Consider the following 12,552-nt stretch of genomic DNA (forward strand, 5'->3'; position numbering starts at 1 on the left):
GTCGAGCATGGCTCGACTCTACAGAACGCTTCCCCATCGAGGCATTGCCATGGAATTCAGGGTATTACCCGCCGATGCACCGGAACGGCAGCAGTTGGCCCGGTGGTACCACGCCGAATGGGGCCGCGACGCCGGCCTGTCGCTGGAACAGGAACTGCAGCGGCTGAACACACCTCAGGACGCCGAGGGTTTCCCGCACCAGATCGCCGCCTTCGATGGCGACCAGGTGGTCGGTGCCGTGCAGCTCAAGCGCCGGGAAATGCAGGCCTTCCCGCAGTACGAGCATTGGCTGGGCAGCGTGTTCGTGGCCGATAGTCATCGCGGGCGTGGGCTGGCTGGCGCGCTGGTCGAACAGGCCGCGGCGCAGGCGGTGCGGATGGGGGTTTCCGAACTGTACCTGCAGACCGAATCGTTGGATGGCGGCCTGTATGCGCGGTTGGGCTGGAAGCCGCTGCAGGAAGCCGACAACCGCAGCCACCGCGTGCTGGTGATGGTGCGCAGGTTGGCCGCATGAGCGCCGCAACGGCCCGGCACTCCCGCTCAGCACTGATCTTCCTGATCGCAGCCATCGTTGCCGCACTGGTCTCCATGCCCCTGCTGCGCGCGGTGGGCATGGTGCTGTGGCCGGTCTTCGTCATTGCCTGGCTGATCAACCTGGGCGCGGCCTGGCATCTGGCCCAGTGGGCGCGCCAGCAGGGCCGTTCGGCGTGGGCATTCGGGTTGCCGGCGGCGCTCGGCACCGTCGCCTCGATCGTGGTCTTCGTGCTGCTGGCGTTGCTGGGGCCGAAGGCGACGGTGCGCTGAAGCTTCGCGGTCACCGTGGGCAGTATGCCGAGCATGGCTCGGCACTACAGTAAGGCCGAGCCAAGCCCGCAGCTGTTGCGTGGAGCGCCGGCGGACAGGCCTGCGCCCCGTTGCCTCACATCGTCACCTTGCGCCTGTTGTCATCGCTTACCCGGTCGATCAGCTTGTTGTAGGGATCGAAGCCTGCTTCATCCGGCTTTTCATCCACCGTCACCGTGATCTTCGGCGCGGCACTGGTGATGTGGTGGCGCTGCAGATACAGCACCTTCTGGTCGCGTTCCTTGCCGGAGGGCCCGTTGGCGAACACGCCGATCTCGACCCAGTCATCCATCGTGCCGTCGCTCTCCTTGCCCTTGCCATCGGCGTACTGCTTGGCGGCGTGCAGGTCCAGGGTCACGTCGTAGCGACCGTCAGCACGCTTGCGGGCGCTGGCGGCCATCACCCGGTTGTCGTAGAAACTGATCTTCTCGAACAGGTCGGTGACCAGCTGCTGACGATCAGCCGGGGTCTCGGCACGGATGTAGCCCAGCAGTTCGCGTGAGGTGGTGTACGGCGGTTGCTGATAGCCCTTGTCCTGCAGGAAGCGCTTCAACGCGCGGTTCAGCGCCTGCTCGCCGATTTCCTCGCGCAGCCGGTAGAACACCAGCGAACCCTTCTGGTAGTGGATGTACTGCTGGTTCTCCACGCGCTCCAGCGGCTGCTCCTCGATGGCCTCGCCACCGCGTCCAGACAGGTAGCCGTCCAGCTCGCGCTTGAGGAACTGGCGCATGTGCTGGCGGCCGTACTCCTGCTCCATCACCATCAGCGCAGAGTACTGCGACAACGATTCGGAGAGCACCGTCGCGCCCTGCACGTTGGCACCGATCACCTGGTGCGCCCACCACTGGTGTGCGATCTCGTGCGCGGTCACGTAGAACACGTAGTCCACCTTGTCCGGATCGCGCAGGTCGGCGATGAAACCGATGGCCTCGGAGTAGGGGATGGTATTGGCGAACGACTGTGCGAAGCGCGCATAGCCCGGGAACTCGATGATGCGCACCTGGCGGTGCTGGTAGGGCGTGAAGTTCGCTTCGTAGTAGGCCAGCGACTTCTGCACCGCTTCGATCATCCGGTCCACGTTGTAGCCGTGCGCCGGGTCGAAGTAGACCTCGATCGGGATGTCCTTGTACTTCGCCCTGCGCACCTCCCAGCGTGCCGACAGGTAGGCGTAGAAGTTCAGCATCGGGCGGTCCATCGCGTAGCTGAAGCAACGCCGGCCGTTCACCGTGGTCTCGTGCTGCAGGTAGCCCGGGGCCAGCGCCACCTGGTCCGGCGCGGTGCAGACCGTGGTGCGGAAGTCGAGCCAATCGGCATCGTTGGAGATGTAAGTGTTGGCACGTGCGGCTTCGTCTTCCAGCTTGGGCATGCGCCGCGGCTCACCCAGGTCGCGCTTGCGCCGCTCGTTGCGGTCGCTGATCTCGGCGCCTTCGTTGTAGCCGAAGGAAGGCAGCACGCGGCTGTTGAAGAAGGTGCCGTTGTCGACGATGTTGCTTGGTGCCTGGCCCGCGGTGATGCCGTTGGGCTTCTGCACCACCCGGAAATGCACGCTGCGGGTTTCACCCGGTTGCAGCGGTTTCTGCAGGCGGTAGATGCGGTAGCCAAGGTCGGCGTCGTGCATCGACAAGGTCTGCCCACCCAGGTCAACCGCGACCAGCTGCTTGTCGTCGCCCATCGAGACATGCACGTCCTGGATCGGCGTGGCGTGGGTATTGCGCACCGTCCAGTTCGCATCGATCACCATCGACTGCGATTCCGGGAACAGGTCCACGCGGTTGTCCACCGCCACGATGCGAGGCTGCGGCAGAGTGCGGTACTTCGACAGCTCGCGCTCGTAGCGGGCCTGCAGATCCAGCTGCTGGTCGGGCGAGATGAACTCGTTGCGGATGTTGGTGCTCCAGTACAGCCAGCCGCCCACGCCGATGAAGGCCAAGGCCGCTACTCCAGCGAAGACGCCGGTCGGACCGCGCAGGCGGCGGCCGGCCAGGGCCAGTCGCTGGCGCAGCCCTTGGCTGACGCCACGTACCCAGAATGCCGATGCCAGGCACATCAACGTCAGCAGGAACAGGGCCCAGTAGCCCTGGAACGCCAGCTGCCCGGTCAGGAAGTGGCCGTAGCCGTTCATGTCCGAATAGGGCGCGTTGGGCCAGCTGCCGAAGTTGTACAGGTTCTGCGTGTAGTCGAGCAGGCCGAGCACGCCCTGGCCGATCATCACCACGATCAGCAGCGCATAACCGACGAACTTGTTGTTGGTGAGCACCTGCAGCACCAGCGCCAGGCCCCCCATCAGGATGTAGACCACCGAATCCAGGGCCAGGCTGCGCAGGTACAGCAGCGGCTCAAGATGCGTGTAGCCCTTGGCCAGCTGCACACCCATCGCCGCCAGCGCGCCGGCGGCCTGGAAGCAGACGATCACCGCCAGCAGTGCAGTGAACTTGGCCAGCAGCGGCACCCAGTTCGGCACCGGCATGGCATCGGTCACTTCATTGATGCGCGCGCTGCGTTCCTTCCAGACCAGCTCACCGGCGAAGAACAGCACGATGATCACCAGCAGCCAGCTGAAGGCGCCCTGCAGGCCCATGATCATCTGCGAGGTGACCGGCCAGATCGAGGTGCCGTACAGGGTCTGCCGGAACAGCGCGCTGGGCAGGAAGTTGGCCAGGCCCAGCACCAGCAGCACGATGAACGGCACGCTGCGCAGGACGCCACGTGTATCGAAGCGGACCTGGCGCAGGAACTGCTGCCACGCCGTGGTGGTAGTGAACGCCGGTACCACGCGCGGCAGCGTTGCGCGGGTGGGGCGGACGGCGCCGGCATCGGCATCGGCAACCGGTTGCGCCTGCCTGCGGCCCCAGCGCCGACGGCCACTGCCGCTGCGTTCGGTGCGGAACAGCGCGAAGGTGGCGGCGAACAGCGCGGCAGCCACGCCCAACCACAGGGCGCGATTGGCCAGCAGGTAACCGGCCAGCTCGGGAATCCCGTTGTTGCGTTCGGCGGTGGACCAGTAGCGGATCGTGCGGCCCAGTGCGCGCATGCCCAACGGTTCGCTCAGCACCGCGATCCACGTGTTGTCGATGTCGCGCAGCAGGGCCGCGCTGGCGCCGTACAGCACCAGGTAGGCCACCAGGCCGATGTAGACCCACAGGATCGAGCGCGTCAGCGCCGCCAGCAGCGACAGCAGCGCGGTGGTGAACAGCAGGTTCGGAATGACGATGACCGCGAACGTCCACGCATAGCCCTGCCAGCTGATCGGGCCCATGCGCTCGGGATCGACCCACGGCATGAACGGCGCCAGCCACAGGCCGAACGCGATCAGGACGTAGACCAGCAGCCCGGCCGCCAGGGCGGCAGCGATGCGCCCGGCCAGGTAATCGCGGCGCTTCACCGGACTGGCGAAGATCAGTTCGGCGGTGCCGAGTTCGAAGTCACGCAACAGCGCATTGCTGACGAACAGTGCGGTGACCAGCATGCCGAGCAGGGTGAAGATACCCAGCATCTGCGCGATCACGGTGGGCGCGTTGCTGTGCACGTTGCCGCTGCCGCCACCGATCTGCACGGCGTCGCTGGAGGCCGCGGCGAAGGCGAGCAGGGCGAACAGCCCGGCCAGCAGCCACAGCAGCGGGGAGCGCAGCTGCTCGCGCAGCTCGAAACGGAAGAAGTTGAGGATCATGGCGTGCTCCGCTCAGGCTGCCGCGCGGGCACGGGCCTGCAGGCGCAGGCGCTGGAAGTACACGTCCTCGAGGTCGGGAGCCACGGCTGCGAAGCCGTCGCCGGGGTCGTTGGCGCTGTGCACGTGGATCACCGGGCGACCACCGACCAGGCGGGTGGACAGCACCACGTAGCGTGCCTCGTGGTCGGCCAGTTCCGAAGGATCAACCTGCTTGCGCCAGACCTGGTGCTGCAGGGCGTCGATCGCTTCGGCAGGACGGCCGGTCAGCAGCACCTGGCCCTTGTTCATGATCGCCATCGTCGGGCACAGATCGGTTACGTCCTCGACGATGTGGGTGGACAGGATCACCGCCACGTTCTCGCCGATGGCGGCCAGCAGGTTGAGGAAGCGGTTGCGTTCTTCCGGGTCGAGGCCGGCGGTGGGTTCATCGACGATAACCAGCCGCGGGTCACCCAGCAACGCCTGGGCAATGCCGAAGCGCTGGCGCATGCCGCCGGAGTAGGTGCCCAGCTTGCGCTTGCGGGCGTCCCACAGGTTCACCTGCTGCAGCAGCCCATCGACCACCTCGCGGCGCTGCGCGCGCTGGGTCAGGCCCTTGAGCACCGCGAAATGCTCCAGCAGGTCCAGCGCGCTGACTTTCGGGTACACGCCGAAATCCTGCGGCAGGTAGCCGAGCCGGCGGCGCACCGCGTCCTTGTCGCGCAGCACGTCGATCGGTGTCTCGCCGGGGATGGTGAGCACGGCCGTGCCGCTGTCGGCCTCCTGCAGGGTGGACAGCGTGCGCATCAGCGACGATTTGCCGGCGCCGTTCGGGCCGAGCAGGCCGAACATGCCGCGCGGGATGTCCAGGTTGACGTTGTTGAGGGCATGCACGCCGTTGGCGTACGTCTTGGACAGCGAATCGATCTTCAGCATGCGACGTACACCTTTCAATGGGCGATGTCTGCGCGTTATCCGCGCATCAGCCTCCGTGCGCATCCGCCGTTGGTCATGGGGGGAGAATTCCGCCGTCGCACGTTGGGGCGTGGGGCGGTGGCCTGGCAGCGCTTACCCGCGCAGCGAAGATTCCCGCACCACCAGCTTCACCGGGATGCTCTGGCTCTCCACCGGTTGCCGGCCGATCAGTGCCAGCAGGCGCTCCACCAGCAGTTGCCCGGCCTGCTTGGTGTCCTGCTGCACGGTGGTCAGCGCGGGGGATACCGATGCTGCCAAGGGGATGTCGTCGAAGCCGGTCACCGCCACGTCCTGCGGCACCCGCAGGCCGGCTTCGCGCAGGGCCCGCATCGCGCCGATGGCGATCAGGTCGCTGGCCGCGCAGATCGCATCGATCGGTTCACCGCGCGCCAGCAGCGCCTGGCAGGCCTCCTGGCCGGAGGCTTCGGTGGTGATCGCATCGTGCTGCAGCGCCGGCTCCGCAGCCAGGCCGTGTTCCTGCAGGGCCGCGACATGGCCGCGGTAGCGCTCCTGGAACTCGGGGTAGTGGCTGGAGGCATGACCGAGGAAGGCGATGCGGCGGCAGCCCTGCTGCAGCAGGTGGGTGGTGATGTCGTGCCCACCCTGGAAGTTGTCGCTGCCGATCGAGACGCCGGGTTGGCCGGGCAGGGCGGCGCCCCAGCGCACGAAGTGCGTGCCCTGTTCGACCAGCCGCTGCAGGCGGTCGCGCGATTCGTGGTAGTCGCCGTAGCCGAGCAGGATGATGCCGTCGGCCTTGTTGCTGTCCTCGTAGTCGGCCTGCCAGTCGGTGGACAACTGCTGGAACGAGACCAGCAGGTCCTGCCCGTGCAGGGCGCAGGCGCGGGTGATCGAGCCCAGCATCGAGTGGAAGAACGGGTTGATCAGCGAGTCGTCGTTGGTCGGGTCTTCGAAGAACAGCAGGGCCAGGGTGCCGGCGTTGCGCAGGCGCAGGCTGGAGGCGTTCTTGTCGACCTTGTAGTTCAGCTCGCGGGCGATGCGCAGGATGCGCTCGCGGGTCTCGGCGTTGACCATCGGGCTGCCACGCAGCGCCCGCGACACGGTCGGCTGGGAGACCCCGGCCAGGTGGGCGATGTCCAGGGAGGTGGCTTTGCCTTTGATCGTCATGGGAACGGATAGGGAACGTGCAGCGATCATGATGCCATGAGGCTGGCCCTCCGCTCGCAGGTGCGCTCCTGTCTGGATGAACGGGATTGATGTTGAAAAATGTGACCAATTTGTCACTTTGACCTGATTTGCACAAAAGCGCATTCAGCAGATGGACAGCTGCCATGGCATGGCCCTAGAGTCCGCGCACCAGGGGACAACAAGGCAGTTGACGTGGGCAGTAACGGATCAGGGATCGATCTGCAGGAGTCACTGTGCGTGGACGATGGAGGCGCGCTGGCGTGCTTCGTCGCCCTGTTGGGGTTTCTGGATCGGCCTGCCGACCCCGACCAGCTCCGGCACCAGCTGGGCCACCCCGAAGGCCGTATCGATACACAGGATCTGTTGCGCCTGGCCAAGCGGATGGACGTCAAAGCACGCGTGGTACAGGCGCGGGTAACCGCGCTGCGCGACCATCCGCTGCCCGCCATCGCCTGCCTGGCCGACGGGCGCTATACGCTCGTGCTCAAGGCTGACGCCGAGAACGTGTTGTGCTTTGACGCGGCGGCCGACGGACGCCCGGTCACGCTGTCCCTTGGCGAGTTCTCGCAGGAGTTCGATGGCCGCCTGTTGCTGATGACCACGCGTGAAAGCGTGGCCGGCGCCGTGAGGCGCTTCGATGTCGGTTGGTTCATTCCTGCCCTGGTGAAGTATCGCCGCCTGCTGCGTGACGTGTTGGTAGCCTCGTTCTTCCTGCAGTTGATGGCACTGATCACGCCGCTGTTCTTCCAGGTGGTGATCGACAAGGTACTGGTGCACAAAGGCATCACCACGCTGGAAGTGCTTGCCCTCGGCCTGCTGGTGGTTTCGGTGTTCGAAGTGCTGATGGGCGGACTGCGCACCTACCTGTTTTCGCACACCACCAGCCGCGTTGATGCCGAACTTGGCTCGAAGCTCTTCTCCCACCTCACGCATCTGCCATTGGCCTATTTCCAGGCGCGTCGGGTGGGCGATTCGGTGGCGCGCGTGCGCGAACTGGAAACCATCCGCGAGTTCCTCACCTCTTCGGCGCAGACGGTCGTGCTGGACCTGTTCTTCGCCATCGTGTTCCTGGCCGTGATGTGGCTGTACAGCCCTGCATTGCTGCTGATCGTACTGATCACGCTGCCGCTGTACGCGGTGGTGGTCATGGTGGTCGGGCCGATGCTGCGGCGCCGCCTGGATGAAAAGTTCGTGCGCGGTGCCGAAAACCAGTCGTTCCTGGTCGAAGCAGTGACCGGTGTGGAGACCATCAAGGCGCTGGCGGTCGAGCCGCAGGCGCAGAACCGCTGGGACAAGCAGCTGGCGGGTTACATCCAGGCCAGCTTCCGCGCCAGCATGCTGGCCAACTGGGGCTCGCAGGCGGTGCAGCTGATCCACAAGCTGGCCACCGTGGCACTCCTGTTCTTCGGCGCGCGGCTGGTGATTGACGGCAAGCTGACCGTGGGCGAACTGGTGGCGTTCAACATGCTTGCCGGGCAGGTTGCCGGGCCGGTGCTGCGCCTGGCGCAGTTGGCGCAGGACTTCCAGCAGGCGCGCATTGCCGTGGAGCGGCTGGGCGACATCCTCAACTCCCCTACCGAACCGGCCAGCTCACCCTCGCGTGCCAGCCTGCCGGCAGTGGATGGCCGCATCGCGCTGGAGCACGTGTCGTTCCGCTATCGGCCTGAGGGGCAGGAAGTGTTGTCGTCGGTCAGTCTGGAGATTGCTCCGGGTGAGATCCTCGGCGTGGTCGGGCCCTCGGGATCCGGCAAGTCGACCCTGACCAAGCTGATCCAGCGCCTGCACACCCCGGAGCGCGGCCGTGTGCTGGTGGATGGTGTCGATCTGTCCATGGTGGATCCGGCGTGGCTGCGGCGACAGGTGGGTGTGGTGCTGCAGGAAAACCTGCTGTTCAACCGCAGCGTGCGCGAGAACATCGCCATGGCCGACCCGGCGATGCCGATGAGCCGGGTGGTGGAGGTGGCCAAGCTGGCGGGGGCGCACGACTTCATCCTGGAGTTGCCCGAGGCCTACGACACGCGCATCGACGAGCGCGGCGGCAACCTCTCCGGCGGGCAGCGTCAGCGCCTGGCGATCGCTCGCGCGCTGGCCATCGACCCGAAGATCCTCATCTTCGACGAAGCGACCTCGGCGCTGGATGCGGAGAGCGAGGAAGTCATCCAGGACAACCTCAAGCGGATGTCCGCTGGCCGCACCGTGATCATCATCGCGCATCGTCTTTCGGCGGTACGCCAGGCCAACCGCATCGTGACCCTCGAACGTGGCCGCATCACCGAGACCGGCACGCACGAGGATCTGCTCCGCGCGGGAGGCCGTTACTCACTGCTCTACACCAAACAGATGGGCCTGCCCGCCGTGGCGGCCCCGCTGAACTGACCACCGCGGGCCCAGCCAAGGACAGCACGCATGTTGAAGGGACTGAGGCATCACCTGGGCATCCTGCGCGAGAGCCTGCGCGCGGAGCGTGCGCAGCCGGACCAACGCGACTCGGCGGCGCCGGACTTCCTGCCGGCGGCGCTGGAGATCCTGGAAAAGCCCCCGAACCCGATCGGCCGCACCGTTCTCTGGCTGCTGATCGCCTTTCTCGCCATCGCATTGGTCTGGTCGTGCCTTGGCCGCCTGGACATGGTCGCGGTGGCCGAAGGCAAGGTGATTCCGCGCGGCAACGTGAAGGTGATCCAGGCTGCGGACCAGGGTGTGGTCCGTGCGATCCACGTGGTTGAAGGGCAGTCGGTGAAGGCCGGCACGCCGCTGCTCGAACTGGACCCGACGGTCAGCCATGCCGAAGTCGAGCAGGCGCGCCAGGCGTTGCTGACCGCGCAGATCGATGTGGCACGGGCGCAGGCCGTGGTTGACCACGTTGCCGGTCGGGCCGGTCGCTTCATCGCACCGGAGGGAGCACCTGACAGCATCATTGCCATCCAGCAGGCACTGGTGGCCGCCAAGCAGCGCGAGTTCGATTCCACTGTGGGTGGCTTGCAGCAGGAGCGCAGCCAGCGCGATGGCGAGCACGGCATGATCCTGGCCGAGATCGCCAAGCTGGAAGAGCAGCTGCCGCTGGCTACCGACCAGTTGAACAAGCTGGAGGAGCTGAGCCGCGACAACTATGTGCCGCGACTGCAGGTGGCCGAAGTAAAGGAGCGTGTTGTCGGCATGCGCCAGGACCTGGCGATCCGTCGCGAAGAGCAGCGTAAAGCGACCGCTGCGCAGCTGGCGGCCAGCCAGCAGATGAGCAAGAGCCGCAGCGAGTTCGCACGTGAAGCACTGGACGCCCTGACTGAGGCGGAAGCGGCACGCGCGTTGCGAGGCGAAGAATTGAAGAAGGCCCATGACAAGGCTGGGCACACGGTATTGCGCGCACCCGTGAATGGCGTCGTGCAGCAACTACAGGTGCACACCATCGGCGGCGTGGTGAAGCCGGCTGACGCGCTCATGGTGCTGGTGCCGCATGACGGCGAGCTGGTGGTCGATGCGATGCTGCCCAATCGCGATGCCGGCTTCGTCCGCGACGGGCAGCCGGTGGAGGTGAAGCTGGAGGCCTATCCGTTCACCCGCTACGGTGTGGTGGATGGCGTGGTCGAGACTGTGGGCCGTGATGCGGTGCAGACCGAGAAGGAAGGGTTGCGCTATCCGGCGCGCGTGCGCCTGCTGCGGCCCTGGATCGAAGTGGATGGCCGGCGCCGCGCGCTGGCGCCGGGCCTGGCCGCAACGGCGGAAATCAAGACCGGTGACCGCCGCATCATTGAATACCTGTTGTCGCCGCTGTCCAGGCGCGTGCAGGAAGCGGGGAGGGAGCGATGAGGAGAATGCCGTTCTGGCAAATCCTGGGCGCTTCAGTCCTTTGCCTCACTGCGGCATCCCCGGCAAACGCGCGGGAGCGTCACGTCTGGGCAGCATCCGAGCTGGAGAAGATGCTTATCGCATTGGTCCTGGAGCAACCGCGCCACGGTAGTTGGCGTGGCGTCGAACGCTCGGATGTCGAGCGAAGATTCGGTGTACATCTGTCATCTCTGGATGTCAACTCGAGAACGATTCAGTCGAGGCTGCTGACACGTGAAGGGTGGTCCGCCGCAATCAAGGTGGAGTACAGGCGGGAAGGTCGCGCGGTGAAATTCGACGCATTGGCGTCCCGCCGATTCAACGATCTTGAACGGCCATGCACGTTCAAGGCTGACGCAATGACGTCTTCAATGCTGGCTGCGGGATTCCATGGAGGAAGGAACGCCGCGCCGCTCAGCCCGGATACCCGAACCTACTCTCGGGGTTCCGTCTCTGTCCATATCACGACGTTCGACGCGGCCATCAATGCCGCGCTGCCTGAACAGTGTGTAGATACCCTGACCATAGCCCCGCCGGAGCATGACAATGTCTGAACTTAGCATCAGGTTGAACACCTTGCTGGACCAGTTCGCATCGCGAAATGCGGATACGCGTACCGCAGCGCAGAGGCTACGTCAGGCAATTTCCTCGTCACCAAGCTTGGTCAAGCGCTTCGAATCGGCTATTGCCGAGGGCAAGTTGAAAACGATTGAGTTGCTGCCTAGATCGGCGACCGAAAGAGCTCATATGTCGGACGAGGGAGTGCTCGCGATAGGCCGGGATGCCGTCGTGGGCAACGCGACCACTGAGTTCATGGACCAGCTCCGCGATACCTTGGGGCACGAGATCGCGCATGCGCACTATAAAGGCTACGACTTTGCCTTGAATGTGCTGAGTGAAGAAGTAGAGAAGCTGGCGTTTGAGAGAACAGAGACTCGCAATTACACCGCGGTCCTCCAGAATTTCCTTGCTGCCGCACGAAGGAATGAGGCTGTCGCAGCTATCGGAGGCTGGAACGCCAACATTTCCAAGATGATCGCAGACAGTGGAGGCCGTCCTCTAGACCGAGCCGCAGTTCTGGAGAGGATGGCCCAAGTTAATCCGCGATGCGTCATCGAGGTCAATGGCGTCTATCAGATGGCTGCCGGAATCGTGCTGAATGCCGATCTCACTGCAAATGTTTCAGATCAATCCGTTGAAGCATTCGCAAAGTGCTACTTTGATGGCAGCAAGGGAAGCCTGGGGCCTCAAGGAAAGTCTTCCTACACCGATTACTACTTGTCCTACGGCGTCAGCCTGATTGTGCGCATGGAGCGCTACAACAACCAGTACGGGGATCCCGACAGGGCACTGGTACAGATCAATCTTGCCGCTCTGGGAACGACAGAGGCAGCGCTGGAGGTCGCGGGTCTGACATTCCAGGGCAAAGGAGATATCTTCTTCTATACCGACCTTGGTGGTGGCCCGAACAACGGCTTCCAGCGCAGCGGAACCACGACGGGGCCGCGATTTGATCCGGACCAATGGAATGCCTTCTTCGATCGTACGCGCCTGCAGCAGATTGCCCAGGCGGGTGCGCTTGGTGGGGTGATTGGTGGCGCAATCTCTTCTGCCCTGAAGTTGAATGACCCGGCATGGCAGGTCATTTCCTCGGCAACGCTGTCGACCATCGGAGAGAACTTCGCCGAGGCGATCTCGGCCAGGGGCCTCGGGGTTCGGCTGTCCAGTGGGGACTTCAGCAGCATTCTTGCCGATCTTCCTGAGGAGTTTCAGGCCAATCTCAGGAGCGCAGGGGCTGGAGCTGTCTCTTCCTACCTGACCGCAGAGCTGTTCAGGACACTGGGTATCGAAGGGACGCTCGGTGAAATTGCACAGACCGCTGCTGGTGCAGCACTGAGTCAAGTTATCCAGAATGCGAACCTGATCGCCGATGGTGCCAAGATCAGCGTGTTCGAAGGTCTGGGTGAAACGCAGATATTCAACGCAGTCGGTGGCTACGTTGGCGCACGGCTGGGCGCTAGTTTGGTCAAGTTCGATACGGTCGGAGGGCAAATCGGTGCACAGGTTGGTTCGGCGATCGGCGCCTATGTCGGTGCGTCCGTTGCGACCACCTGGGCTGCAGC

At 64.8% G+C, this 12,552-nt stretch carries 9 protein-coding genes; 5 read left to right on the plus strand and 4 right to left on the minus strand.

Features of this window, described 5'->3' with window-relative positions:
- Nucleotides 1–49: 49 nt before the first annotated feature.
- Together V3B48_RS08705 and V3B48_RS08710 are read left to right on the plus strand one after the other, a co-directional pair.
- Nucleotides 50–514, plus strand: coding sequence for a GNAT family N-acetyltransferase (locus V3B48_RS08705; protein ID WP_329893541.1), 465 nt, complete (start codon nucleotides 50–52; stop codon nucleotides 512–514).
- Complete coding sequence (locus tag V3B48_RS08710; RefSeq protein WP_049398843.1) at nucleotides 511–804, plus strand: hypothetical protein; 294 nt, start codon at nucleotides 511–513, stop codon at nucleotides 802–804. Before V3B48_RS08705 ends, V3B48_RS08710 begins: the two co-directional genes overlap by 4 nt.
- 115 nt (nucleotides 805–919) lie before the next feature.
- On the opposite strand, the gene V3B48_RS08715 is transcribed toward V3B48_RS08710, so the two are convergent.
- The 3 genes from V3B48_RS08715 to V3B48_RS08725 form a co-directional block, all read right to left on the minus strand.
- The gene (locus tag V3B48_RS08715) at nucleotides 920–4,510 is read right to left on the minus strand and encodes an ABC transporter permease subunit (RefSeq protein WP_329893542.1); all 3,591 of its coding nucleotides are present in this window, start codon (nucleotides 4,508–4,510) and stop codon (nucleotides 920–922) included.
- Between the two features lie 12 nt (nucleotides 4,511–4,522).
- The gene (locus tag V3B48_RS08720; RefSeq protein WP_134950937.1) at nucleotides 4,523–5,425 is read right to left on the minus strand and encodes an ABC transporter ATP-binding protein; all 903 of its coding nucleotides are present in this window, start codon (nucleotides 5,423–5,425) and stop codon (nucleotides 4,523–4,525) included.
- Between the two features lie 132 nt (nucleotides 5,426–5,557).
- Nucleotides 5,558–6,589 carry a LacI family DNA-binding transcriptional regulator gene (locus V3B48_RS08725; RefSeq protein ID WP_329893543.1) on the minus strand — a complete coding sequence of 344 codons (1,032 nt, stop codon included), beginning with the start codon at nucleotides 6,587–6,589 and terminating at the stop codon, nucleotides 5,558–5,560.
- Nucleotides 6,590–6,847: 258 nt separating this feature from the next.
- On the opposite strand from V3B48_RS08725, the gene V3B48_RS08730 reads away from it, so the two are divergent.
- The 3 genes from V3B48_RS08730 to V3B48_RS08740 are packed head-to-tail and all read left to right on the plus strand — an operon-like array spanning nucleotide 6,848 to nucleotide 10,983.
- Nucleotides 6,848–8,986: a type I secretion system permease/ATPase gene (locus V3B48_RS08730; RefSeq protein WP_235202901.1), complete on the plus strand. Its 2,139-nt coding sequence runs from the start codon at nucleotides 6,848–6,850 to the stop codon at nucleotides 8,984–8,986.
- A gap of 30 nt (nucleotides 8,987–9,016) precedes the next feature.
- A complete protein-coding gene (locus V3B48_RS08735) occupies nucleotides 9,017–10,411 on the plus strand; it encodes an HlyD family type I secretion periplasmic adaptor subunit (RefSeq protein ID WP_100437498.1) in 1,395 nt (464 codons plus the stop codon).
- 5 nt (nucleotides 10,412–10,416) lie between these two features.
- On the plus strand, nucleotides 10,417–10,983 hold the full coding sequence (locus V3B48_RS08740; RefSeq protein ID WP_125893701.1) for a hypothetical protein: 567 nt from the start codon (nucleotides 10,417–10,419) through the stop codon (nucleotides 10,981–10,983).
- 628 nt (nucleotides 10,984–11,611) lie between these two features.
- Here V3B48_RS08740 and V3B48_RS08745 read toward each other — a convergent pair.
- Complete coding sequence (locus V3B48_RS08745) at nucleotides 11,612–12,481, minus strand: hypothetical protein (RefSeq protein WP_329893544.1); 870 nt, start codon at nucleotides 12,479–12,481, stop codon at nucleotides 11,612–11,614.
- Between the last annotated feature and the right edge of the window lie 71 nt (nucleotides 12,482–12,552).

Source organism: Stenotrophomonas sp. SMYL20, from assembly GCF_036320045.1.
GTDB lineage: Bacteria > Pseudomonadota > Gammaproteobacteria > Xanthomonadales > Xanthomonadaceae > Stenotrophomonas > Stenotrophomonas maltophilia_A.